Raw genomic sequence first — 20837 nt, forward strand, 5'->3', positions numbered from 1 at the left:
GCGGCCTCTACTCGACAATGACAGCGCCGGTGCGCGTCGCCGTCCCGCGGAAGGGGCGGCCGCTGGAAGCCGTACTCGACAGATTCGCCGCTCGCGCCGACGCGACTTCGGTCGCCGACGACGTGGTCTCGACGCTGCGCTACGAGAAGGCCGTCACGAAAGACGAGCAGTCCGCCGAGCGCGGCGTCTACGAGCGGCTCGCGGAGTACAGCGAGCCCGCCGAGCCCCACCAGCCGGACTTCACGCTGCTGCGGGACGCTCGCGCGGGCAAACCCCGGCGCGTCGTCTTCGACTCGCTGACCCTCGACGTCGAGGGGACGCCCGTCCAACTGGTCGGCCGCGAGGAGCCGTTCCGCGCGCTGCGCACCCACGAGTTCGCGCTCGGGTTCGACAGCGCCGACCTCGTGCTCGAAGAGGTCGTCCAGCTGGAGCCCGAACCGCTCTCGACCATCGCGGACCTGAACGACCGCATCGACCCCCACGACACGGACGTCCGCGTCATCTCGGGGCTCGGGGACACGGTCTACCACACGCTGCTGGCGACGCCCGCCGCCAGACAGTCCGTCGGTGCCGACGAACTCGACCGCGCGTTCCTCGCCGCCTACGAGGGCGAGGTCTGCATCAGTCCGCGCTACGAGCGCCTCGTTCGTGCGGTCCTCGGTACGGACGCCACGGAGGGCGTGAAGTTCGTCTACCCCGACGCCGGCCGCGAGGAGGAGGCCGCTATCGCCGACGTCGGCGTCGGCGTCTACCTCACGGTCACGGGGTCGACGGCCCGCGAGCACGGCCTCGAAGTCGGCGAGCGCCTGTTCCCCAGCGAGACCGTCCTGATGGAGAACCAGTCCGAGGCCGGCGGCGAGGGCGTGCAGGCGGTCAAGCGCGCGCTCGCCGCGGACGCCGACGAGACCGCGATTCCCCCGCAGTAGCCGTCTGCCGCGACACTCACTCCGACTTCCGCTCGGCGAGGTAGTCGCGAGCGCGCTCCAGCATCTCGTCTTTCAGCCCCACGAAGACGCCGCCGTCCTTCCCGCCGACGAACGTGTTCTCCCCGGGCTCGATTGTCTCGTTGATGTCCGGGTGTTCGACGCCGATGTGTGTGACTTCGGCGGCCTCGCCCTCCTCACGGACGTACACCTTCGCGTCCTCTACTCGTATTTCGACGGATGTGGCCCGGTCATGCCGTTGGCTTCGACGGCCAGCACGAAGGTCCGGTGGCCGCGAGTTCGGCGCGTACGCTTAGAGCGTCAGCGTCACCGACGCCGTGTCGAGGAACGCCGTCTCGTAGCCTTCGTGGCGGCCCACTTGGGGCGGCTGGCGCACCGACAGCGTGAGTTCGTCGCCGGACTCGACGCTCGGCACCGCGGCACTCAAATGGAGGCCGAGGTCCGGGCTGAGCGTGCGCGACAGCGTTCCCTCGTAGACCGTCTCGCCGTCGCGAACGAGCGTCGCGTCCAGCGCCATCGACGAGAGTTCGTAGCCGTTGTACCGGGTGCGCGCGGACACCGCCAGATACGCCTGCTCGGGGCTGCCGACGCGCTCGGCGTCCGCGAGGTCCGTCACGACGTAGTAGGCGTCGTCGATGGCCGCGGTGCCGCGCACCGTCCCCGGGAGGTCGTCGGGCGCGGGCGCAATCGACTTCGGGTAGCTGGTGTCCCGGGGCGCGAGCGCGCCCGGCTCGCCGGCTTCCTCGATGGGCGTGGCGCCGACTCGCGCGCGTGTCTCCTCAGTGAACTCCACGGTCATCTCGGCGCTCTCCACGCTCTCGAAGCGCCCATCGAAGGCGCCGGTCTTGCGCGGGGCGGTGGCGCCGATAGAGACGGTCGCGGTGTACGCGCCGTCGCCGTCCAGCGCGAAGTTGTCGCCGTAGTGCGAGCCCATCGGCTGGGAGAGCATCGGGTACAGCACTTCTTGCTGGAGGTACTCGCCGCGCTCCAGCTCCACGGAGACGGCCGCGGCCGGCAGCACCGTCTCCGTCTCGGCGTCCCAGACGACCGCCATCAGGTGGAGGTCGTCCGCCGCTTCCTTCGCCGTCTTCGAGACGTCCTCGTTGGTCAGCGTCCAGAACGTGTGCGGCACCGTGAACATGAGCGCGACCGTGTAGTCGCCGACGGTCGTCGTCCCCTGCATCGCCATCCGCTCCTCGAAGGGCTGGACGTAGACCCCGTCTGGCTTCTCGGTCGTCGTCCGGTCGGTCGTCGCGGGCGGTGCTGTCGTGGCGTCGTCGGTGGTGTCGCTCACGCAGCCGGCGAGGAGGGGCGTGGAGGCGAGCGACCCGAGCGCGAGGAACCGTCGGCGGCGCATACTCCCGCTCGCGTTCGGCTGGACAATAGGTTTCCCGGTGTCCAGAAGCGTTAACCTCGCGTCTCGGGTAGACGGCCGTATGCGTCGCGCCGCCCTCGCCGCCCTCCTCGCGCTCGCACTCGTGGCGTCCGCCACACCCGTCGCAGCGCACGGCAACCACGTCGAGGTCGACAGCCAGCACTCAGCGGACGGCACCGTCGTCGTGGAGGCCGTCCGCCCGCTCACGGACGGCTTCGTCGTCCTCCACCGCGCGACCGACGACGGCGACATCGGCGCCCCTGTCGGCCACACGCGGGTCGACTTCGAGGACGCCTTCCAACAGAACGTGCCCGTCGAGATGGACGCCGACGTGTGGGCCGACTGGCCAGCGAACGGGTCGCTGTGGGTGGTTTTCCACGCGGACCGCAACCAGAACGGCGAGTTCGACCCCGGCGTGGACGAGCGCGCGTCGGCGTTCGGCGCGTCGACCGGCCAGTCGGTGACACTCGAAAAGAGCGACGAACCGGCGAGCGTGGTCGCCGAGCGCGCGCAAGCCCAGCAGACAGCCACCGCGACTGCGACCGTCGACAGCGTCGTCCTCCCTGAGGACGGATTCGTCGTGCTCCGCACCGACTCGGGGACGGACGGCCGCGTCGTCGGCACGAAGGCGCTCACTGCGGGCGCCACCGAGAACGTCAGCGTCGACATCGACCCTTCGGTCTTCTCGGAGAACCAATCCACGGTCGGCCTCTACGCGCAACTGTACACTGACAACGGTGACGGCGAATTCTCCGCGAACGATTCGCTCGTGCGCGCCGGCGACAGCCCCGTGAGCACGTACTTCCTCGTCTGGCAGGTCGACGAGGTGTCGACGCCGAGCGAGCCGGTCGTCCGCACGCCCACGAGCGACGACGGCGTGGTCACGCCCACCGCGACCGCCACAGACGCCGAGGACGCGACCACCGGCGAGTCCGGTTCGGCGGTCCCCGGCTTCGGCGTCGTCGTCGCGCTCGTCGCCCTCACGCTCGCCGCGCTCGCCCGGCGGTAGTGCCGCGACCCCGGCTTTCTTCGGTCGGTAGCGGGTAACTCGGCACGCATGATTGTACTCCACGCGACGTTCCCCATCGACCCGCAGCGACGCGAGGACGCGCTCGAACTCGCGGACCACCTCGTCGATGAGTCGAATCAGGAGGACGGCGTCGTCGACTACCGAGCGGCCGTCGACGTGCAGGACGAGAACCTGATTCGGTTCTTCGAGCAGTACGAGGACGAGGCCGCCGTAGAGGCCCACGAGAACAGCGACCACTTCCAGCGCTTCGAGGCCCAGCTCCCCGAGTTGCTCGCCGGCGAACCCGAAGTCCTGCGCTTCGACGTCAGCGACGCCACCGAACTCGAACTGTAGTCACGGATTCGGTTTCGGGAGCGCGCGCGACTCCCGTGGCGGCACGAGGAAGTAGCCGCGGCGCCGCACGAAGACGTATTCGAGGATGCCGTTGTTGACGCGCTGGCGGACCGCCGGCGTCACCTCGGTCACGTCTGTCCCGTTCATCGCGCGACGCACCGCCTCGAAGGTCGAAATCTCGCGCTGGAGCGACGGGAAGTGGAGGCTCGCGACGGCGCGGTCGGAGCCGACGTCGTCGGTGGACTCGAAGTGCCGGCGGAGCACGCGCACGCGGCCCTCGCTGTCGCGGTTCGCGCGAGCGGCCTTCTGCGCGTGGCCGATGCGGCCGTACTCGCGAGCGTGGGCTTCGATGTCGTCGACGTAGTCGTCCACTCGACTGTTCGCGCCGAGGTTGTTCCCGACGCCCTCCACGAGGCCGTCGGCAGTGTGGCCGGGGCTGAACAGTTCCATCACGCGCTCGTCGTAGCCCTGTTCGCCGTACCAGTCGTCGAGGCGCTGGCGGAGGTTCGAGACGACTTTCGTCGTGCCCCCTGCGAACGGCCCGGACTGAAGCGTGACGTAGTCCTCGGTCGCCTGATTCTCGCGGAAGCCGGCCGCGAATCCCATGAACAGCGGGGACTCCTCGGGCACCGGCTTCGACTCCGGGATGCCCTCGGCGTCTTGGTGGTCGGCGGGCAGCCCCGCGCCGACGAAGCCCGTGCGACGAGACTCCACGGAAAAGGCGTCGGTCAGCGCCGTCGCGTTGACGCCGTTTGCCGTCTTGGTTCGGCCAGTGAGCGCGTGTTCGGCTTCCAGCACGACGTCCGCGCGGTCGCTGGCGAGGTGGACGAGCGCGTCCTGCGTGTCGAACTCGGGGCTCTCGAACGGGGATAGCGGTTCGGGTCGGGGGAGGTCGACGCCTTTGAGGTCAGTGTCGAAGCGCTCGAAGTACGACGGCGAGTACGCCACCGAGAACAGCAGGCCGTCGCTGGACCACTCGTAGGCTTCACCGAGCGCAGCGAGCGCGTCCGCGACGGTCTCGCGGTCGCCCTCGGTGGGCGGGCCGGTGCGGTCCAGCGAGAGGTACAGCAGTGTCTGGTGGCGCGGCAGTTCGACGTTCCCGGCGTCGTCTGTGCGGACGTGGTCGTTCCACGCGTGCTGGCGTGCCGGCTTCGACTCGGGTGAGCCACGCGGCGGCGAGTCGTCCGGCGCGAGGTCCACACAGGCGGCGAGCGCGGCGGTGGAACCGGCGGCGACAGCTGCCTTCAGCACGTCGCGGCGGGACCTGTCGGCGGGCGGCATTCGACCGGAGATTCGGTCCGGCGGGGCTTGGGTCTACTGGACTTTCGAACTGGACGCGCGATTCAGGAAGTGGACCGCGACCGCGCCCAGCACGAGGTCGAGGGCCGCCAGCACGGCGAGCGCCGGGACGAGCGTGTCCCACATCCCGCCGAAGCTCGTGACCTCGACGACGGTCATCACGTCCTGCCCGAACATCAGCGCGCGCGCCGCGTCGACGCCGTACGTGATGGGGTTGAGCGCGGCGACCGTCTGCACCCAGCCCGGGAGGATGTCGAGCGGGAGGAACGCGCTCGACAGGAACAACAGCGGGAACTGCAGGAGGTTCACCGCGATAATCGTCGACTCCTGGTCGCGGGTCAGCAGCGCCATCACGTTCGAGAACGCCGTGAACCACACGGAGAACACGATGCCGACGGCGACGATGCCGAGCGCGCCCAGCCAGCCGGTCGCGACGTACTCGGTGACGGAGGCGCCCGTGTCCACGTAGAGGAGGACGTAGCCCAGAACGAGGATTATCGACGTCTGCACGACGATGCGCAGCACCTCCGAGAGCGACTTCCCGAGGAACACCGCGCCGCGGTGCATCGGCGACACGAGCACCTTCTCGAACATCCCGCTCTCGATGTCCTCGACGAGACCGATGCCCGACGTCGTCGCCGCGATGAGCGACGTCTGCACGACGATAGCGGGCACGAGGTACGTGATGTAGCTGGCGTCCATGCCGAGGCTCTGACTGATGGCGCCGCCCGTAATCTGCCCGAACACCTCCGTGAACAACACGAGGAAGATGATGGGGTTCAACAGCGACACAGTCATCACAAACGGGTTGCGCGTCGTCTTCAGCGCCCACCGCTTGAGGTTTATCCACGTGTCCTGCGCGAACCCGTTGCCGGACGCCCGCTGCTGGCTCTCGTCGCTCATTCGGCCACCTCCGCAGCGGGCGCGTCGTCTTCGTCGAGGCCCTCGCCGGTAATTGCGAGGAAGACGTCGTCGAGGGTCGGGTCGCGGACGTTGAACCCGGTGACTGCGAAGCCCGCTTCGTCGAGCGCGACGAGCAGGTCTGTCCCGTTGCGTCGGGCGGACGCGGACCGGACGCTGAGCGCGTCGTCGGTGACTTCGACCTCCGCGTCTTCGAAGAGGTCCGCGTCCGCGGCGACCTCCCGAGCGCGTTCGAGCGTCTCGCTGTCGGCGTCCTCGAACTCGATGTCGAGGACGGCGCCGCCGACGCGGGACTTCAGTTCGTCCGGCGACCCGGACGCGACAATTTCCCCGTCGCGGATGACGCTGAGGCGGTCGCAGAGCTGGTCGGCTTCTTCGAGGTACTGGGTCGTGAGGAAGACGGTCGTGCCTCGGTCGTTGATGCGCTCGAAGTACTCCCAGAGGCGGTTGCGCGCCTTCGGGTCCAAACCCGTGGTCGGCTCGTCGAGGAAGACGATTGGCGGTTCGTGGACGAGCGCCGTCGCGACGTCGAGGCGCTTCTTCATCCCGCCGGAGAAGTCCTTGGCCTGCTTATCTGCGACGTCCGCGAGGTCCACGAGGTCCAGCAGTTCGTCGATTCGCTCGCGGCGGCCGTCTGCGGAGACGCCGTACGCCTCGCAGGCGAACCGGACGTTCTCGCGGGCGGTGAGTTCGGGGTCGATGCTCGTCTCCTGGGCCATGTAGCCGATGGACTCCCGGACTGCACGGGGCTCGGTTTCGACGTCGTGGCCGTTGACGGTGACCGTGCCGTCACTCGGCTGGAGGAGCGTCACGAGTACCTTGATTGTCGTGGTCTTCCCCGCGCCGTTCGCGCCGAGGAACCCGAAGAACTCGCCCTCCGGAATCTCCATGGAGACGTCGCGGACGGCTTCGGTCCCGTCCGCGTACGTCAGTTTCACGTGCTGGGCGTCGATTGCGTTCACGGCTGCTCGAACGGAGTGAGCGCCCATATACGCTTTGATTGAACATTCATTCAGCACGGTGGCAGGAGAAACTGGCATCCAGTGAACGAACGCGCAGTCACGAACGACTGTCAGCAGGGCGCGAGAACGGTGTTATCGCAGTCTGAGCAACAAACCCGAAACGAAATCCAGACACCGATTCGATATAGCGACATACAATTTACTAGCTGCCGTTCGAACGGTAGGTCAGCGAGTACACGTTCGCGAGGTAGACCTCGCGCACTCTGTCGCCCCAGTTGTGGGTGTACGTGTCGATGACGTCGTCGGCGACGTCGCCGCGGAGGTACTTCACGACGCCGCGGTCGCCGGTGCGGTCCCGGAGGTGCGTCGTGAAGAAGTGCCGGAAGTAGTGGGGCGTGACGTTCTCGGCGGCGTCCGCGCCGCTGCGGTACCAGCCCGCGCGCTCGGCGTGCTCGCGGACGAACGACCGCACCATCTCCGGCGTGAGCCGTTGCCCCCACGCGTCCCGCGTGCTCGCGAACAGCGGCTCCGCCGGCGACGGCGTATCCGGGCGTATCGCCAGCCAGCGAACGAGTGCGGCCTTCAGCTCTTCGTCGACGGGCACGAGTGTCGCACGCTTGCGCTTGTTCGACGCCGTCCGCTCCTCGCCGTTCGTCACCGCGCCGCGGCTCACGTCCGGGTCGACGAACAGCGTGTTCGGACGGCCGTCCAGTTGCGCGCGCGTTCCGAGGTCGTAAACGGCCTCGACTTCGGGCGCGGCCAGTGAGAGGTCGCGAACGTCGAGATTACAGAGTTCACCGACGCGCAGTCCCGTCTTCAACAGCGCGAGGACGACCGCGCGCTCCAGCGGGTGCGTGATACCGGCCACGAACGACCGCATTCCCTCGATTGAGACCTCCCGGCGGGTCGGGTCGGTGTCGATGGCTTCGTCCATCTCCTGGGTGACCAGCGTCATCGGGTTCCCGTCGAACTCCCCGACTTGGGTCATGTACCCGTAGAATCGGTTGAGGTAGGAAGCGTACGTCGCGACCGTGCTGTCCGCGTGGTCGCCGCGGAGTTCGTGCACCCACGCCAGACAGTCACGGCGGTCAGCGTCGGCCGGCGACACGCCCGACTCGGCGAGAAACGCCTCGAACTGCCGGAGGACGCGACCGTAGGCCTCTCGCGTGCGCTCGGACTTCCCGTGGTAGGCCATGTCTTCGAGGAAGTACTCGATGGGGTCGTCGGTGTCGTGGCTCCGGCCGGTGTCGGCGGCGCGCTCGCTCATTGGTCCTCCCGGCGGACGTAGCCGCCCTGCCGCGGGTCGTGGCGAATCGCCCCTCGCTCGACCAGCGACTGCACCGCGTCGTCGAGGCGGTCCTCGAAGTCCCCCGAGAGCTCCGAGACCAGTTGGTCCCACGACACGACGTCCGCCGCAGACACCGATTCGAGGACCCGGTCTTCGAGGTCACTACCCCCAGGGGAAGCGTCCCCAGAACCGCCCTCCTCGCGGTCGTCGAGGAAGCCGCTTCGCCCGGCCTGAACCATCGTCCGCAGGTACTCGCTCTGGGACATGTCCAGTTCGTCGGCGTGCTCGCTCCACTCGGATTTCTGCTCGCGGGGCACGTACGTCTTCACGACCGCGCGGTCGTCACCAGCCATACTCCCCGCATCTCCGCCCGGGAACTTCAGTGTTCCGTACACACCGATAAGGGTCTTTATACTTGTCTGCGGGGCTGGTTTGGGTGGGGGTTTGCGGTGCCAGATTGACTGAACGGGGGTTATGTGTACCAGATTCCGGGAATATAACGCTCAGTCTCGTAGTGCTATCTGGCATCATTAGACTGTCCCCTCGACGGCGCGCATCCAGACGAGTATCTGTGCGAGCTGCTCTTTCGTGAGCCGGTCGCGATCCTCCTCGACCTCGAAGCCGACTCGGTCCGCAATCTCGAGCAGGAGTTCGTGTCGCGTGTAGCTCAGGGTGTAGTAGTTGACGACCCGGTCGGCGCCGACGTCTGTGAGCCAGTTGGGGTCTTGCTGGCGGTAGTACTCTCGTGAGCGGCCAGGCGGCTTGTGCTGGTCGTCTTCGTCGGCGTTTGTGTTGGTGTCGTGGTTGGTCATGCATTGTTCTCACTCCGTGGAGCCGCGTTCGCGCGGCCAGATGTAAATCGCATGTCGCTATATGTTCCCGAGGGGGCCGGGCGGGTGCATACGGGGTTACCAACCACGTTATTGGCCATGTGGTTAAGCCCTCTTAGTTCTTCCCCACGCGGGCAAGAACTATGGTTCTGCCCCGTATGGCTAAGACTATGGCCCCAGAAGGAACAGCCACAGACGTGCCGCGTCCTCGAAAACCGCCCGAACCGGACGAAGTCCTCGACGAGATGGACGTCAACCGCTGTTACGTCGTCGCCGATCTCGTCGTCGAGTTCGAAGACGAATACGACCCCAGCCGGGGAACGGTCCGAAACCGCCTGGAGTTCCTCGTCGAGGAAGGTGACGTCGAGCGCGTCAAGCACGCGAACGACACGGTCACCTATCGCCGCGTCGAGTGAACGCGAGCTCGTCGAGCGAGGAATACGTTTCTCGGACTGCGCACTCGTCATAGGCACACCTCCGACCCCTGGCAGGGGTCTGCGTAGATGCTACCGTTGCTGAACACGGCCAGGAGGACGATGCAGAGGATCATCCCCACGGAGAGACCGAGCAGGAAGACCTCCACACGGCTCAGGCCTCCCATGAACGTCTGCGGATTCTGCTGCGAAGATCCCTCGCTACTCACTGTCCTCACCTCCCGAACTCAGCGTCGAGAAGCACCACATCCAGCTGAGGAAGAACAGCGTCGCTCCGAAGAGCAACGTCACGAGACCGCCTTCGATTGTCTCAAACTCCCCAGCGATGCTGATGATGGCGAACGACGCACCGACTCCGAGAGCAGTCGGAACGATTGCGTACGCGGCTTCCCGCAGCTGCAGGTCTCCGCGGTCGAAGTCCTCACTCGCCATCGGAGGATAGCACCTCGACGTTTACCTCAGTACGGGCCTCGTGGCGAAGCTCCGCTAGCGGAGTGTCCTCGCTGACGACGCCGTACCCCTTCGCCTGCCTGAGCGCCGTCTCTCGGAGTGTCTCCACGTCCGCAAGCGCGGGGCCGACGCTCATCTCCTGCTCTCCTCCGAGGCTGTGCAGTCGTGACGCCGCCGCGTCTATCAACGCGATTGCTTCAACGAGGTCGTGGTGCGGACCTCCACGGCCGTCTCGTTCACTCGTCATCGTACCACCCCACGCCGACTACCTCCCAGTCACGAGGAACGAAGTGCTGGTCCATCTCCACGGAGACAAGCGCTCCGTGCTCCTCGATCCGGGCACGCTTCACCACATCTCCATCGGGGTGCTTGACGCGGGCGACCGTCGCCATGCCGTTCGGCAGCTCCGGCAGGTCACCCGCCATCAGGTGTTCCTGCGGGCTCGGACGCGTGATATGCGGAATTGCCTGCCCGTCCTCCGCAGTCACGCTCGTAGCACCCCCAGGTAAAGTGCGATACCGCCGTAAACGAGCGCCACGACGGCAAACTTCACTGTCATCTGCTTCTCTCGCATCATCGTCGCGCCGTAGTGGAACGCAATCATCCAGGCCAGAATTGGTCCAGCCAGCACTGCAGGCCAAGACGCTCCTGCGTCCCGTAGCGCGCGCCCGATCTCGACGGTGACGGCAGACGATAGCACGATGCCAACGAGAGCCCCGGAGGCCCAATTGCAGACCTCCGTAATCTCGCCCCACGGAAGGCGCTGAGCGGTACACTCTGCTGTATCGCTCATGCGTTCTCACCGTAGTTGAACTGGACGCCGCCGTACGGCGCGTGCTCGTCGTCGTAGACAAGACCACAGGGAACGTCGCACTGGACGAGGCGGTGGGCCATCTGCTCGGCGACACTCCGGCAGTGGGCGTTCTGACCGCTCACCCAGACGACACCGTCCTCGATGTTGAACGTCCGATCTTCGAAGTGGCGGCCGAGGACGTCCTCGACGACCGCCCGGTAGTCTGCCGGTTCGGTGGACCGCTCGATAGCAGCATCTGTATCACTCATCTTCGCCCACCTCCAGCTCGTCGAGGACCTCACGAAGCGCACCAGCTTCGCCCGACATGAGGTACAGCTCTTTGTCGCAGTCGATGCCGCCGAGTTCGATCATCACGTCGCCGCCCGGGTAGACCTCCGCCCAGACCTTCCGCGCCTCCTCGGGCCGGCGCGTGGCAGCCTGAGGCCGATCATCTCCCGCACTCTCTTGCTCACTGGGCAACGGGACCACCCACTTCGTAGACGTTGAGCGCGTCGCCGAGCTCGTCTTTCGCTTCGGCCATCGCTTGCTCGATGGCGTCCTCACGCGTCAGTGCGTGCGGGTAGTACCACTCCCACTCGCCGTCCATGTCCTCGATGGCGATCTGCCACTCCGGCAGGTCGAACTTGTGGACGTCCTCGAAGGCATCGAGGGCGCGCTTCAGTCCCTCGTTGACGCCTTCAAGGTGAGAGCGGTCGACCGATTCCGGCCCGGTGTCCTCGATTTCGGACTGGACGCGCTCTTTCTCCTTCACCAGTTCAACCATCGCCTCAGTCGCTGACTGAGGAGAGACTGCCGTGGACCCATCGCTGTCGGTGTTCTGACTCATGACATCAACCTCCGTAGGAAACCGCGGGAATCACTGTCTTTCTCGTCTTCCTCTGCCTCTTCGAGGACGCGTTCGGCTTCGTCGGCGGCCGCGTGAAGGCCGTCAGCGATCTCCCGCGCTTGCTCGATGCTGAGGCTGTGGTAAGTGTGGAAGTGCGGCCGGTCGTCCTCGCGGTCGATCTCCCGGACCGTGCCTGCTGCGAGCGCGACGTCCGGGCCGTCCCGGTGGACGGTCACGCCGAAGTCGGCGTCCTGCGGGTCCAGCATCGAAACGCTCAGCAGCTGGGAGTCGAGCTCGACGCTGTTGTACTCGCTCAGCGTGACCTCGACGACGTCCGAGTACTGGTCTTTCTGCTCGGTAGTTCCGTGCAACTCCTCACCGCCGTCGGCGCGCGCCTTCTCGCTCCGGCAGACCGAACACGTGACGCCTTCGCCGCTCGTCGGGCCGCCGCACTCGGGGCACTCGTAGTCGTCGAGGTCGCTGGTATCGGGAGCGTTGTGCTCGACGCTGCAGAGCTCACAGCGCGCGCCCTGACAGTCGCGGCCGCATTCGAGGCAGTCGGACATCACGCGTCACCTCCATCTGCAACGAAGGGGTCGTTCTCGCGTGGGACGAGCGTGAGCCCAGCGTCGTATTCGTAGACGCGGACGTCCTCGCCGCTCTCGAAGTCCTCGAGCGACCGGAGTGCCGCAGGACGCACGTGGACGAGGAGGCCGTGGCCGCGGTTCTGCATCTTCGCGGTGCCGATGGTCTCGCAGCCCGCAGTCTTCTCGACCAGCTGGACGCCCGCTTCGTTCTCGTCGTCGATGGCGACGACGTCCGTGTCGGTGGTCCAGTCGATGTGCGCCATCGCAGCGACCGACACCTCGACGGTGTAGCCGTCTGCGGAGTAGACGCCGCGGTAGCCTGGGCCGGTCGGGTTCGTGTACTTCGAGGTGACGCCGCCGTCGGCGACGAGTGGCGGCGTCGCGCCACCGTCCGGGTCGTCGTCGGTCCACTCCTCGCAGTCGTGGTCCTGGAGGCTGGAGAACGAGTCGAAGTCCGTGCGCCCGCAGTTCCCACATTCGTAGTGGGGCATCAGTCGTCACCTCCGGCGCGTGGCGCGAGCGTGCTCTCGGTGACGAGCTGCGTGTCGAGCGCGACGGTCGCCTCGAGCAGTCGCCGCCCCTCGTCGCTGAGTTCGTACTTGTTCGTGCGGTTGTCCAGCTTCCCCTTCTCGACGAGGCCCTTGTTCGCGAGGATGTCGAGGTTCGGGTACAGGCGGCCGTGGTTAATTTCGGCGTTGTACCACGTTTCGAGTTCGCGCTTGATGTTGAGGCCGGACTGGTCTTCGGGGCGCTGCTCGATAGCGCGGATACCGCGGAGGACGTCGCGCTGGAACGCGTTGAGTTCGTCGTACCAGACGGCGGTGTCGACGCCACCGTCGGCCACTAGGCGCTGGCCGTCGTCGGTGTCCTCTGGGTAGAGGTCGACGCGTTCGGCTTCGAATTCGTTCAGGTGCGTCTGCGCGACGTTGTAGACAGCGCGCTCGCTGCGCTGGTAGGTTTCAGGATTCATTGTTAGCGTCCTCCAGGAGAGTCTCGGCCTCGCTGAGTGCGAGCCGGATGTCGGCGGCTTCCTCGCGGAACGCTTCGAGGTCGCCCTCGCTCGCGGTGACTGCGAGGCCGAGGAAGTCGTTGTGGCTGTCGCGAATCGTCTCGACAGCTTCGACCGTCGGTGGTTCTTCGCTCGATGCGTCGTCGGAACGCTTTTGCGCGCTTGGTTTGTTTTCTTCCATGGGTCTCGTACCCTGATACGAGGTCCCGTGCGGGCCCGCTGCCTCGACAGCGGGGTCCGCTTCTGTTTCGAATGGACCCGGGTAGTAGCGAGTCCGCGGGGTACCTCGTTAGACGTAATTGGAATGACCAGCCACTTAATTCTTTGTCTATTCTTGAGAATGAACAGAGAACTAATAACAGGAGTATGATAATTTATGGGCTGGGCGAGCAGAGTAACCATATGGCCGGCCGTCCACCCGACACAACAGACCGCGAAATTCTCGCCATCTTCGCGGATTCTGACGAGCCAATTCTCTCTACCGTCGAAGTATCTGAGGTGCTTTCCTACAGTCAGGGTGGCACCTACAAACGCCTCGACGCTCTCGAAGACGCCGGCTTGCTCGCCTCGAAGAACCTCGGAAACGCGAACGCTTGGTGGCTGACTGACGCCGGTAGGGACTTTTTGCAGAGCGACGAAGACATGATTTCTAATTGGAACGGAAAAGAGACGTAGCGCCACTATTACGAGACGGGCTTGCTGGAGAGTAGATTTAACACCCAACCGCGAGAGAATATCTCTATGCTGGCGCTTGCCTTCATCATCTTCGGGAGGAAAGTTCGTGACAAGGTCTACGGGCCGGCGTATCCAGCGCACTGCAACAACTGCGATAACGACGTGTATCTGCACGCGTTGAAGTGGCGGAGTTGGGCACACATCTTCTGGATTCCGCTGATACCGTGGTTTAGCCGTGGCGAGCTTGTTTGCCCGATCTGCAATAACTACATGAAGCTCGACCGGAGCGAGCTCAAGCGTGCGAAGAAACTCGCTAGGACTTTGGAGGACCTCGAAAACGGAGACGCGACTGAAGACGATTACAAGGCCGCGCTCAAGGACTTCGACGCAACCGCCGAATTGACCCCAGTCGAGCCTACTGGTGGAACGCCCAGCCGTGACCCGGACAGCTGGTCCGACAGTACTGAGAGGAGTTAGCCTCATGCTGTTTTGCTACGGTAGCCCTTGATGTTGACTTCGTCGCGCTCGTAGACTTCGCCAGTCTGCTTGTCGACGAGCTCCGTGAACTCAGGGTCGACGTCGTCGTGACTGCGCGCGCAGGCGGTACAGTACCAGTGATGGTTCGTCGGCTCAAATTGCGAATGCCCTCGAGGACAGCGGTAGCGCCAGCGCTGGATTTCGTCGTCGGTGTCGATAGTGAGTCGTGCTTCCTGACTCGACATACACCGTGGTGGAACTGGTACCTACTTAGGTGATAGTCGTACCCGAAGTGAAAGTAGAACCTGACGAAAGCACCATACTGGCGCTACACGCCGTCAGACGCATGAACGACGACAGACCACTTTCACTACTGGTTCATTACAACTAACTCCCCCACGTTCGAAAGACATGTATGAGACGTTATCTTGTCGCGGCGCTCGTAGTCGTCGTGCTCGCAGGGGGCGGCGTTGCAGCTGCAGACCTCGATGGAGACAACCGGCGCACAGTCACCGAACTACAGGATGGGACTGATCCACTGACGGCCGATACGGACGGCGACGGGCTCGACGACGGTCGTGAAGCAGACCTCGGGACAGATCCGACCGCAGTCGACACTGACAGTGATGGTCTTGATGACGGGCGTGAAGCCGACCTCGGGACAGACCCAACCGTAGCCGATACCGACGATGATGGTCTTGACGACATCGTCGAGGTAGACGAGGGAACCGACCCGATGGATGCGGATACTGATGGCGACGGGCTCGATGACGGCGCTGAACTTGACGTCGGCGCGAACCCATTGGAGGCGGACACGGACAGCGACGACCTCGACGACGGGCAGGAAGTTGAACTGGGGAGTAGTCCGACCGACGCAGACACGGACGGCGATGGGCTGGACGACGCCCGCGAGCACGAGCTGGGGACAGACCCGACGCTTGTGGACACTGACGACGACGGGCTTGATGACCCGACGGAAGTGAATGGCGAGACTGACCCCACAGAGTCAGATACAGACGAGGATCGCCTCGATGACGGCCGTGAATTGAAGGTTGGGACAGATCCGACCGAACCGGACACCGATGGGGATGGATTTGAGGATGGGCGTGAAGTCAAGTCAGATAACTTGCCAGACTCGAATCCGACGGAGAAAGACATCTACGTCGAGGTTGACCAGCTGAGTGTAGTGGAGTATGAGCCGTCCTTTACTGAAATACGGGACAAATTCGCGGAACATGGAATAAACGTCCATTTTGAAGTGAGTGATACAGATTTGTTACGGAGAACTGTATACTGGTCTACTTCTATAGGTGGCGGAAATGATATGATTTCCTCGTTCTACGAGGACCATTTCGAACACAAGGGAGATGGGTATCATTACCTCCTTCTTGCTCAAGGAGTTAAAGAAAATAAGATATCTGCGCCCACCTTAGGTACAGAAACTGTTGGCTTAGCAACTAATGGTGTTATGGTTGTCCAAACCGCCGAAAATCCAAATATCGAGTCAACAGTTATGCATGAACTCGGGCATAGCCTTGGCCTGTCAAGTGACGAATTTGATGGAGTTGACTCAAGAAAGTACAGTAGCACAGAGTACCACTCTGCAATGAATTACAACGTGGATCAAGTCGTTCTTAGTGACGGAAAACCGTTCAATGATTGGGAGTGGATTAAAGCAAACATCTCCACTCCATCCGATGATAGCCTCTATGAGGATTCTGGGGAATAACTATACTGAGCGCGACCGACCACCGCTCAGACCCCCACGTTCATTTCACAGGATTGGCGTGTGCAACAGCCCCGGCACTTCGCGCGTGCTGTAAATTATCGAAGAGCACTCCAAATGCCTTTGCCGTTGTATCCTACTGCGGCGGCGTAGGCTATGACGCCGCCTAAGATTCCTGCGAGAGGGTTTAGGCTGCTCCCCGTGACGAAGAGCGTGACGGCAACGATGATTATCCACTGTTTCAGGCTTGGCATACTGTACCGTACTGCTTGTTGGCTGTTAAATCTACGTTACGTTGCGGTTGCTTCGTCGGTGTTTGACTGCTCGTCGATGAGGATACGAGCGTTATAGGTGAGCAGGCCGGTTGCGAAGCCGGCGAGCATGAACCGGACCTTCACCAGCTGGAGGCCAGAATTCCCCGTGGATGCAGCGACCATCGGCGACAGCATCGCGGCGAGCGCCAGTACAAACCAGCCGGCTGCGACACCCTCCCGGTCACTAGATACCGGGATGAACCGCTGCACGACGTGCGTCTGCACAGCAATCACCACGCCAGACCCTACAGCGACGCCAGCGAGAACATCGTAGTGGTAGGGTAGCGACAAGAGGTTGACGGCGGCCAGCGAGGCCGTGGTGATGGCGACGATGTGCGCGATGATGATCTGCATCTCGCGTTGCGCGTCGACCGGCACGCCACCCCACTGGTAGACTCGGTACGCAACGATGACCGCTGCGACCAACGCCACCACCTTCAACCCTTGATTCACGCCAGGCGGCGGACTAAACACGAGATCGGCGACCCAGCCAGCACCATCCGGAACTGGCGAATTCGGTGCTGGTCCACCCACGCCAGAGCCCGGATGTGGTGGCATCTACCGTCCCTCCATGACGTTCGTGAGTGAGACGAACGCGATGATGCCGATTGCAAACAACAGTAGGATACGGAACCAGTTGGGCGCGAGGCCGACTTCAGTCATGCCGTATCCGACAACGACGGCGATGACGCTGCCGCCGACTGGGCCGACACCGATACTGGCAACTGACCCGACGAGAGCTGCAGCCATGATTACGCCGGTCAGTAGCGCGCCTTGGAAGCCGGTTCCGGATGGATCCTGGGTTCCCGTTCCGATGAAGAACGTCTCGAGGCGCGTCGCCATCTGTCCGAGGGAATCGAGTGACGCATCTCCGATACCATCGAACCAGGGGCCGCTGTTGACGTCCTTTGACCCGTTGTAGTACTGGCTATTGTTCTCGATTTCGGACGTGTTCGTGGTTGTCGTTGTTTCTTGGGCAGCAACAGAGCCCGCTCCCATCGTCGACAAGACGATGAACGCTCCGATGATTCCGACCAACACACCAGCCATTACGATTGATTTGCGTTGAATCATGGCTATGCACTCCGGGTTACCAGCCCGATGAGACTCATGTAGAACGCCACGACGAACGCACCACCCAGGAGGATCGTGACGCTGGGCGGGGCGTTGTTTGACTCAAGGACGATGATCGGCCAGTGCATGAACGAGAGTAGGCCGACGATGAGGTTCCAGACGATGATGAGCGGGCCTGCGAACATATCGATGACTGATTGAATCGCACCGCCGATGCCGCCAAGATTGCTTGCAGCTTGATCAGCGCCGGAGACGTCGCCGCTGTTGTTCGACACGAAGAACTGGGCGGCGCCGGATTCGTTCCACTGGATAGCGCCGCCGCCGAACATGACGGCGCCGATGACGAAGTACGCCATGATGATGTTACTGAATCGCATTTATATCGGCCTCCGGAGGTATACGAGGCTCCCCGCGGCAACGCCGGCGACGAACACCATCTCGTAACTCACCCAGCCGATGATAGCGAAGCCAGCAATCAGCAGCCACGCCAGCATCCCGGCAATCTCCGTTGACATCGGCGTGGTGTACATCACGCCTGAGGTCACGAGCACCGTCAGCATCATGGCGAGGAACGTCGTGAACGCTGGTTGGTTCCCCTCAGGGACCAGCGACACGAACTGCGTCAGCGACGGAATCAACGCGTTTCCGTTGGCGAAGTACTCGCTCACACGGTACGAGCGAGTGAACGTCTGCACTGTTCCGCCCTCGACCTTGTAGGAAGCGACAACGTGGACCTCGCCGCCTGCCTTCTCGCTGAGATTTAGCTCTGTCTCCACCGTCTGACTCGATGCAGTCGATGAATTTGCGTGATAGAGTTGCTGAGTGGTGCCATTTTCGACGTAGCTGACCGTGACATTCCACGACTGGATATCGGCATTACCCGTCTGGAGCGACGCGTTAAATGGCACGCTAGTCGCGGGCATCGACTTAGTCTCCATCAGCTCCCACACAGCGTCGAGGCTGGTGACGTTGACATCGCCGCTCGGCGCAACGACGACGTTCTGCGTGCTCGACGTAATTGGAGTGAATGACCCGAGCAGTCGACTTTCCCCGGATTCGATATTCACTAATCGAAGGCGGTAGCGCGTGTTATACTCCAATGTCGCCGGGAACTGCGCGTTTGCGCCGAAATAGTCCCCGAGCGCGGTCTCCCAGGAGCCGTTTATCGCGCGTTGCACTTGCAGAATGGTGTCATCCTGCGGGTACTTGCCGGTGTACTCCTGGAGATTGAAGATGACGTCGACCCTCGTCCGGTTATCGGGCAGGAGGTACACCCGTTGGCGGTCGTACTGGCTTTCGACGAAAATACGGCGGCTGTAGTAGCCGGGAGCGTCGACAACTGCGACGAACGGCTCTGCCGGCGAGATACCCGAGAGGTCAACTGTTCCGTTCTCGGCAGTCCGCTCGTAGATCGTGTTTCCTTGGTACATCCGCACCTCTACGGATGCGTTATCAACGAGTTCCGGCGTCTCAGTCTGTGCGGAGGTGATATTGTAGATGTCAAGCTCAGACGGCGTGTTCAGCGTGAACGTATCCGTCGTCACATCAACACCGGAGCCGTACTCGTCCTGCAGCTCCCAATAGTACTCGTGGGCTCCCCCTTGGGTGATGTTGTGCGTGACTGAGACGGTTTGGTTGGAGGTGACGGTTTGCGAGCCGACCTGTTCGCCGTCGACGAAGAGGCGTGCTTCAACAGAATCTCCCTGTGCGGTCTGGAAGTCCTCGTCCGAGATGTCGGCAGTGAACTCAACGCTCTCGTCGGTCAACTCCGCACCATCTGCTGGCGAGAGGTTACTGACCTGCGGCTGGTGATTAGTGAACAGGATAGATTCGTCGCCGACCGAGAACTCAGGGTTCGACCCCGTCACGGACACATCCAGTACCGTCTCCAACTCGTCACTGGATGTCTCCGCTAACGCCAGCGTCTGGTTCCCCGTACCAGATAGTGAGGACTGATTCAAGACCGTGCCACCATCGGTTTGAACGGTTGCCTCCACCGAGACGTTCGAGAACGCCGTCACGTTGATTGCGGCCTCCTCCGCGTTGCTCACGCCGTGCAGTGGTGAGATGTACTGCGCAGAGTCGGGCGAGACAACACCGGTGGCGGCGTTGTCTATCCAGCGTTCGGCACCTGCGTCACCGAACGCCGACCACGCGAGAAATCCTCCGGAGGATATTGAGCCCTGACCAGTGAGCGTCGCGACTGTCGCTCCAGTGCTATCCGTGACGGTAATAGACATCGTGTCGTTGGTCGCCCAGTCGACGTCGACACTAAGCCACTCGTTGTCTGGGATGGTGACCGAGGCCGAATCAAGTTCGTTACTGGATTCGGTAGACCCGAGTTTGATAACCTCGGTTTTCGAGTTGAGAATCAGGTTGTAGTGCGTTGAGGAGTTCGGGCCAAACCAGATGGTCGTGCCGGCGGGCCCGCTTGCGCGGTAGTCGAACGACCACGTATTTCCTGGTTGCGGATACGCAGGCAGGCCGCTACCAGATTGAATGGTGTACGTCTGCGTGTCGAAGTATGCGTCGGAGTAGAGGCTGCGTGAACCATCCGTCGACTGGTTGGTTGTCGTCGTCCAGTCGGCAGTATCGCCCGTGTATTCATCGAGGTTACCATCCTCGAAGGAATCGATCACCTCTCCATCAGCAAGCGTGAGGGTGGCGTTGCTACCGGTGCCGCTTGTTGTGAAATTCGTCAGCGTGCCCGACTGGAAGTCGGAGTCCGTGTTATGAGTAGAGCCCACGACTAACCCATCACTCGCCGCCATCGATGTGTTCGCGGCCGAGACTGGCACCGCACTTGCTGCAAGGAGGGTGAGGAGAACAGCGAGCACGGCGCCGACGGAGAGTGAGACGTATCTTGTCATAGTTATCGACCCCCGACAGCGGTCGAGAAGATGACGATGAGGAGCGTCATCACCATTCCCGGAACGACGAGCTGCCAGAGCATCGTCGTGCCTATACGGAAGTCGCCTGCATTCTGATTCAGCAACTGGTACACCACGGGCGCGAGCGCGCTGAGGATGAGCAGTGCTGCTGCACCGTAGACGACATCGGGGATCGTCAGTTGGGCTCGACGAGTCATGTCCGTGCACTCACCCCGATGGAGAGGATCAACGCGATGACGAACAGCGCAGGCGTCGCACCGAGGATTACCGCGGTGAGCGGATCGACGTTAGCTTGGAGTTTGTCGATGGCGTTGAACAGCCACGGTGAGACAGCCGCGATAGCGACGAGTGTGGCGAACGCCATGATGATGTCGCTGTACTGGAGGGCGCCGCGGTTGTCCATACGCTTTGGTGGTTTCATGGTTAGGTCACTCCGGCTGTAGCCAACTGGTCACCAGCAGCATCGCCGTGATCGGCAGGACTGCCGTCGAAAGCAGCTGCATCACGGGCTGCCCCGTGAGGTAGCTGTCGACGTAGAACATCCAGACAGGCGCGACTACGGCGACGCCGAGAATAGC

34 protein-coding genes are annotated in these 20837 nt (G+C 63.2%); 7 read left to right on the plus strand and 27 right to left on the minus strand.

Translation table 11 applies throughout. The features are described 5' to 3' along the window. Positions 1-17 precede the first annotated feature (17 nt). Entirely contained in the window at positions 18-926 is a 909-nt protein-coding gene (locus AVZ66_RS04840) for a hypothetical protein (RefSeq protein ID WP_058982335.1), read from the plus strand. A gap of 16 nt (positions 927-942) precedes the next feature. Here the strand turns inward: AVZ66_RS04840 and AVZ66_RS04845 are convergent, their stop codons facing one another. Both AVZ66_RS04845 and AVZ66_RS04850 read right to left on the minus strand, forming a co-directional pair. Beyond that, positions 943-1134: a hypothetical protein gene (locus AVZ66_RS04845; protein WP_058982337.1), complete on the minus strand. Its 192-nt coding sequence runs from the start codon at positions 1132-1134 to the stop codon at positions 943-945. Between the two features lie 102 nt (positions 1135-1236). Further along, positions 1237-2301, minus strand: a complete 1065-nt coding sequence (locus AVZ66_RS04850) for a hypothetical protein (RefSeq protein ID WP_058982344.1) — start codon at positions 2299-2301, stop codon at positions 1237-1239. Positions 2302-2380: 79 nt separating this feature from the next. Between AVZ66_RS04850 and AVZ66_RS04855 the strand changes: the two genes are divergently transcribed. Further along, positions 2381-3328 (plus strand): PGF-CTERM sorting domain-containing protein, encoded by a 948-nt coding sequence (locus AVZ66_RS04855; RefSeq protein WP_058982345.1) that lies wholly within the window; start codon positions 2381-2383, stop codon positions 3326-3328. A gap of 48 nt (positions 3329-3376) precedes the next feature. After that, on the plus strand, positions 3377-3682 hold the full coding sequence (locus AVZ66_RS04860; RefSeq protein ID WP_058982347.1) for a putative quinol monooxygenase: 306 nt from the start codon (positions 3377-3379) through the stop codon (positions 3680-3682). On the opposite strand, the gene AVZ66_RS04865 is transcribed toward AVZ66_RS04860, so the two are convergent. The 6 genes from AVZ66_RS04865 to AVZ66_RS04890 form a co-directional block, all read right to left on the minus strand. After that, entirely contained in the window at positions 3683-4963 is a 1281-nt protein-coding gene (locus AVZ66_RS04865; protein ID WP_058982349.1) for a hypothetical protein, read from the minus strand. Between the two features lie 33 nt (positions 4964-4996). Beyond that, positions 4997-5884, minus strand: coding sequence for an ABC transporter permease (locus AVZ66_RS04870; RefSeq protein WP_058982351.1), 888 nt, complete (start codon positions 5882-5884; stop codon positions 4997-4999). Then, positions 5881-6864: an ABC transporter ATP-binding protein gene (locus AVZ66_RS04875; protein ID WP_058982353.1), complete on the minus strand. Its 984-nt coding sequence runs from the start codon at positions 6862-6864 to the stop codon at positions 5881-5883. The genes AVZ66_RS04870 and AVZ66_RS04875 overlap by 4 nt, the downstream gene beginning before the upstream one ends. Positions 6865-7066: 202 nt before the next feature. Continuing rightward, positions 7067-8131, minus strand: a complete 1065-nt coding sequence (locus AVZ66_RS04880) for a tyrosine-type recombinase/integrase (protein ID WP_058982355.1) — start codon at positions 8129-8131, stop codon at positions 7067-7069. Continuing rightward, complete coding sequence (locus tag AVZ66_RS04885; RefSeq protein WP_058982356.1) at positions 8128-8505, minus strand: DUF5805 domain-containing protein; 378 nt, start codon at positions 8503-8505, stop codon at positions 8128-8130. Before AVZ66_RS04885 ends, AVZ66_RS04880 begins: the two co-directional genes overlap by 4 nt. A 177-nt stretch (positions 8506-8682) precedes the next feature. Next, positions 8683-8964: a hypothetical protein gene (locus AVZ66_RS04890; protein WP_058982359.1), complete on the minus strand. Its 282-nt coding sequence runs from the start codon at positions 8962-8964 to the stop codon at positions 8683-8685. 188 nt (positions 8965-9152) lie between these two features. Between AVZ66_RS04890 and AVZ66_RS04895 the strand changes: the two genes are divergently transcribed. Next, complete coding sequence (locus tag AVZ66_RS04895; RefSeq protein WP_157575598.1) at positions 9153-9398, plus strand: hypothetical protein; 246 nt, start codon at positions 9153-9155, stop codon at positions 9396-9398. 219 nt (positions 9399-9617) lie between these two features. Here AVZ66_RS04895 and AVZ66_RS04905 read toward each other — a convergent pair whose 3' ends face one another. From AVZ66_RS04905 to AVZ66_RS04950, 11 genes are read right to left on the minus strand one after another with little or no spacing between them, the layout of a single operon-like run. Next, positions 9618-9848: a hypothetical protein gene (locus tag AVZ66_RS04905; protein ID WP_058982365.1), complete on the minus strand. Its 231-nt coding sequence runs from the start codon at positions 9846-9848 to the stop codon at positions 9618-9620. After that, positions 9838-10113 carry a hypothetical protein gene (locus AVZ66_RS16140; protein ID WP_157575599.1) on the minus strand — a complete coding sequence of 92 codons (276 nt, stop codon included), beginning with the start codon at positions 10111-10113 and terminating at the stop codon, positions 9838-9840. The genes AVZ66_RS04905 and AVZ66_RS16140 overlap by 11 nt, the downstream gene beginning before the upstream one ends. Beyond that, a complete protein-coding gene (locus tag AVZ66_RS04910) occupies positions 10103-10354 on the minus strand; it encodes a hypothetical protein (RefSeq protein ID WP_058982367.1) in 252 nt (83 codons plus the stop codon). Before AVZ66_RS04910 ends, AVZ66_RS16140 begins: the two co-directional genes overlap by 11 nt. After that, complete coding sequence (locus AVZ66_RS04915; protein WP_058982369.1) at positions 10351-10659, minus strand: hypothetical protein; 309 nt, start codon at positions 10657-10659, stop codon at positions 10351-10353. The genes AVZ66_RS04910 and AVZ66_RS04915 overlap by 4 nt, the downstream gene beginning before the upstream one ends. Next, positions 10656-10928 carry a hypothetical protein gene (locus AVZ66_RS04920; protein ID WP_058982371.1) on the minus strand — a complete coding sequence of 91 codons (273 nt, stop codon included), beginning with the start codon at positions 10926-10928 and terminating at the stop codon, positions 10656-10658. Before AVZ66_RS04920 ends, AVZ66_RS04915 begins: the two co-directional genes overlap by 4 nt. Then, positions 10921-11139, minus strand: a complete 219-nt coding sequence (locus tag AVZ66_RS04925) for a hypothetical protein (RefSeq protein ID WP_157575600.1) — start codon at positions 11137-11139, stop codon at positions 10921-10923. The genes AVZ66_RS04920 and AVZ66_RS04925 overlap by 8 nt, the downstream gene beginning before the upstream one ends. Continuing rightward, a complete protein-coding gene (locus AVZ66_RS04930; protein WP_157575601.1) occupies positions 11129-11506 on the minus strand; it encodes a hypothetical protein in 378 nt (125 codons plus the stop codon). Before AVZ66_RS04930 ends, AVZ66_RS04925 begins: the two co-directional genes overlap by 11 nt. Next, positions 11503-12072, minus strand: coding sequence for a hypothetical protein (locus AVZ66_RS04935; protein WP_058982377.1), 570 nt, complete (start codon positions 12070-12072; stop codon positions 11503-11505). The genes AVZ66_RS04930 and AVZ66_RS04935 overlap by 4 nt, the downstream gene beginning before the upstream one ends. Next, the gene (locus tag AVZ66_RS04940; RefSeq protein WP_058982379.1) at positions 12072-12584 is read right to left on the minus strand and encodes a hypothetical protein; all 513 of its coding nucleotides are present in this window, start codon (positions 12582-12584) and stop codon (positions 12072-12074) included. Before AVZ66_RS04940 ends, AVZ66_RS04935 begins: the two co-directional genes overlap by 1 nt. Then, the gene (locus AVZ66_RS17120) at positions 12584-13063 is read right to left on the minus strand and encodes a PadR family transcriptional regulator (RefSeq protein WP_082678772.1); all 480 of its coding nucleotides are present in this window, start codon (positions 13061-13063) and stop codon (positions 12584-12586) included. The genes AVZ66_RS04940 and AVZ66_RS17120 overlap by 1 nt, the downstream gene beginning before the upstream one ends. After that, positions 13053-13283, minus strand: coding sequence for a hypothetical protein (locus tag AVZ66_RS04950; RefSeq protein WP_058982381.1), 231 nt, complete (start codon positions 13281-13283; stop codon positions 13053-13055). Before AVZ66_RS04950 ends, AVZ66_RS17120 begins: the two co-directional genes overlap by 11 nt. Positions 13284-13504: 221 nt before the next feature. Here AVZ66_RS04950 and AVZ66_RS04955 point away from each other — a divergent pair, with 221 nt between their 5' ends. Then, the gene (locus AVZ66_RS04955; protein ID WP_157575602.1) at positions 13505-13777 is read left to right on the plus strand and encodes a winged helix-turn-helix transcriptional regulator; all 273 of its coding nucleotides are present in this window, start codon (positions 13505-13507) and stop codon (positions 13775-13777) included. Between the two features lie 66 nt (positions 13778-13843). After that, positions 13844-14254, plus strand: a complete 411-nt coding sequence (locus AVZ66_RS04960; RefSeq protein ID WP_058982383.1) for a hypothetical protein — start codon at positions 13844-13846, stop codon at positions 14252-14254. 2 nt (positions 14255-14256) lie between these two features. On the opposite strand, the gene AVZ66_RS04965 is transcribed toward AVZ66_RS04960, so the two are convergent. Next, entirely contained in the window at positions 14257-14499 is a 243-nt protein-coding gene (locus AVZ66_RS04965; RefSeq protein WP_058982385.1) for a hypothetical protein, read from the minus strand. A 170-nt stretch (positions 14500-14669) separates the two neighbouring features. Between AVZ66_RS04965 and AVZ66_RS15630 the strand changes: the two genes are divergently transcribed. After that, positions 14670-15983, plus strand: a complete 1314-nt coding sequence (locus AVZ66_RS15630; RefSeq protein WP_082678773.1) for a hypothetical protein — start codon at positions 14670-14672, stop codon at positions 15981-15983. A gap of 95 nt (positions 15984-16078) precedes the next feature. On the opposite strand, the gene AVZ66_RS16145 is transcribed toward AVZ66_RS15630, so the two are convergent. The 7 genes from AVZ66_RS16145 to AVZ66_RS05000 all read right to left on the minus strand — a co-directional run bounded on the left by AVZ66_RS16145 (position 16079) and on the right by AVZ66_RS05000 (position 20662). Beyond that, complete coding sequence (locus AVZ66_RS16145; protein ID WP_157575604.1) at positions 16079-16234, minus strand: hypothetical protein; 156 nt, start codon at positions 16232-16234, stop codon at positions 16079-16081. A gap of 36 nt (positions 16235-16270) precedes the next feature. Next, the gene (locus tag AVZ66_RS04975) at positions 16271-16726 is read right to left on the minus strand and encodes a hypothetical protein (protein ID WP_157575605.1); all 456 of its coding nucleotides are present in this window, start codon (positions 16724-16726) and stop codon (positions 16271-16273) included. A gap of 126 nt (positions 16727-16852) precedes the next feature. After that, positions 16853-17368, minus strand: coding sequence for a hypothetical protein (locus AVZ66_RS04980; protein ID WP_058982390.1), 516 nt, complete (start codon positions 17366-17368; stop codon positions 16853-16855). Between the two features lie 2 nt (positions 17369-17370). Then, entirely contained in the window at positions 17371-17745 is a 375-nt protein-coding gene (locus AVZ66_RS04985) for a hypothetical protein (protein WP_157575606.1), read from the minus strand. After that, positions 17746-20238: a hypothetical protein gene (locus tag AVZ66_RS04990; protein ID WP_058982392.1), complete on the minus strand. Its 2493-nt coding sequence runs from the start codon at positions 20236-20238 to the stop codon at positions 17746-17748. Positions 20239-20240: 2 nt separating this feature from the next. Next, complete coding sequence (locus AVZ66_RS04995) at positions 20241-20456, minus strand: hypothetical protein (RefSeq protein WP_058982393.1); 216 nt, start codon at positions 20454-20456, stop codon at positions 20241-20243. Then, positions 20453-20662: a hypothetical protein gene (locus AVZ66_RS05000; protein ID WP_058982395.1), complete on the minus strand. Its 210-nt coding sequence runs from the start codon at positions 20660-20662 to the stop codon at positions 20453-20455. Before AVZ66_RS05000 ends, AVZ66_RS04995 begins: the two co-directional genes overlap by 4 nt. Positions 20663-20837 lie beyond the last annotated feature (175 nt).

It is taken from the genome of Halobacterium sp. CBA1132, assembly GCF_001485535.1.
Classification (GTDB): Archaea; Halobacteriota; Halobacteria; order Halobacteriales; family Halobacteriaceae; genus Halobacterium.

Bases quoted from the DNA above. Each gene is read 5' to 3' on its own strand.
- AVZ66_RS04840 (WP_058982335.1), top strand. From the start codon at position 18: ATGACAGCGCCGGTGCGCGTCGCCGTCCCGCGGAAGGGGCGGCCGCTG.
- AVZ66_RS04850 (WP_058982344.1), bottom strand. From the start codon at position 2,301: ATGCGCCGCCGACGGTTCCTCGCGCTCGGGTCGCTCGCCTCCACGCCC.
- AVZ66_RS04855 (WP_058982345.1), top strand. From the start codon at position 2,381: ATGCGTCGCGCCGCCCTCGCCGCCCTCCTCGCGCTCGCACTCGTGGCG.
- AVZ66_RS04860 (WP_058982347.1), top strand. From the start codon at position 3,377: ATGATTGTACTCCACGCGACGTTCCCCATCGACCCGCAGCGACGCGAG.
- AVZ66_RS04865 (WP_058982349.1), bottom strand. From the start codon at position 4,963: ATGCCGCCCGCCGACAGGTCCCGCCGCGACGTGCTGAAGGCAGCTGTC.
- AVZ66_RS04870 (WP_058982351.1), bottom strand. From the start codon at position 5,884: ATGAGCGACGAGAGCCAGCAGCGGGCGTCCGGCAACGGGTTCGCGCAG.
- AVZ66_RS04880 (WP_058982355.1), bottom strand. From the start codon at position 8,131: ATGAGCGAGCGCGCCGCCGACACCGGCCGGAGCCACGACACCGACGAC.
- AVZ66_RS04885 (WP_058982356.1), bottom strand. From the start codon at position 8,505: ATGGCTGGTGACGACCGCGCGGTCGTGAAGACGTACGTGCCCCGCGAG.
- AVZ66_RS04890 (WP_058982359.1), bottom strand. From the start codon at position 8,964: ATGACCAACCACGACACCAACACAAACGCCGACGAAGACGACCAGCAC.
- AVZ66_RS04895 (WP_157575598.1), top strand. From the start codon at position 9,153: ATGGCCCCAGAAGGAACAGCCACAGACGTGCCGCGTCCTCGAAAACCG.
- AVZ66_RS04905 (WP_058982365.1), bottom strand. From the start codon at position 9,848: ATGGCGAGTGAGGACTTCGACCGCGGAGACCTGCAGCTGCGGGAAGCC.
- AVZ66_RS16140 (WP_157575599.1), bottom strand. From the start codon at position 10,113: ATGACGAGTGAACGAGACGGCCGTGGAGGTCCGCACCACGACCTCGTT.
- AVZ66_RS04915 (WP_058982369.1), bottom strand. From the start codon at position 10,659: ATGAGCGATACAGCAGAGTGTACCGCTCAGCGCCTTCCGTGGGGCGAG.
- AVZ66_RS04920 (WP_058982371.1), bottom strand. From the start codon at position 10,928: ATGAGTGATACAGATGCTGCTATCGAGCGGTCCACCGAACCGGCAGAC.
- AVZ66_RS04930 (WP_157575601.1), bottom strand. From the start codon at position 11,506: ATGAGTCAGAACACCGACAGCGATGGGTCCACGGCAGTCTCTCCTCAG.
- AVZ66_RS04935 (WP_058982377.1), bottom strand. From the start codon at position 12,072: ATGTCCGACTGCCTCGAATGCGGCCGCGACTGTCAGGGCGCGCGCTGT.
- AVZ66_RS04940 (WP_058982379.1), bottom strand. From the start codon at position 12,584: ATGCCCCACTACGAATGTGGGAACTGCGGGCGCACGGACTTCGACTCG.
- AVZ66_RS17120 (WP_082678772.1), bottom strand. From the start codon at position 13,063: ATGAATCCTGAAACCTACCAGCGCAGCGAGCGCGCTGTCTACAACGTC.
- AVZ66_RS04950 (WP_058982381.1), bottom strand. From the start codon at position 13,283: ATGGAAGAAAACAAACCAAGCGCGCAAAAGCGTTCCGACGACGCATCG.
- AVZ66_RS04955 (WP_157575602.1), top strand. From the start codon at position 13,505: ATGGCCGGCCGTCCACCCGACACAACAGACCGCGAAATTCTCGCCATC.
- AVZ66_RS04960 (WP_058982383.1), top strand. From the start codon at position 13,844: ATGCTGGCGCTTGCCTTCATCATCTTCGGGAGGAAAGTTCGTGACAAG.
- AVZ66_RS04965 (WP_058982385.1), bottom strand. From the start codon at position 14,499: ATGTCGAGTCAGGAAGCACGACTCACTATCGACACCGACGACGAAATC.
- AVZ66_RS15630 (WP_082678773.1), top strand. From the start codon at position 14,670: ATGAGACGTTATCTTGTCGCGGCGCTCGTAGTCGTCGTGCTCGCAGGG.
- AVZ66_RS16145 (WP_157575604.1), bottom strand. From the start codon at position 16,234: ATGCCAAGCCTGAAACAGTGGATAATCATCGTTGCCGTCACGCTCTTC.
- AVZ66_RS04980 (WP_058982390.1), bottom strand. From the start codon at position 17,368: ATGATTCAACGCAAATCAATCGTAATGGCTGGTGTGTTGGTCGGAATC.
- AVZ66_RS04985 (WP_157575606.1), bottom strand. From the start codon at position 17,745: ATGCGATTCAGTAACATCATCATGGCGTACTTCGTCATCGGCGCCGTC.
- AVZ66_RS04990 (WP_058982392.1), bottom strand. From the start codon at position 20,238: ATGACAAGATACGTCTCACTCTCCGTCGGCGCCGTGCTCGCTGTTCTC.
- AVZ66_RS04995 (WP_058982393.1), bottom strand. From the start codon at position 20,456: ATGACTCGTCGAGCCCAACTGACGATCCCCGATGTCGTCTACGGTGCA.
- AVZ66_RS05000 (WP_058982395.1), bottom strand. From the start codon at position 20,662: ATGGACAACCGCGGCGCCCTCCAGTACAGCGACATCATCATGGCGTTC.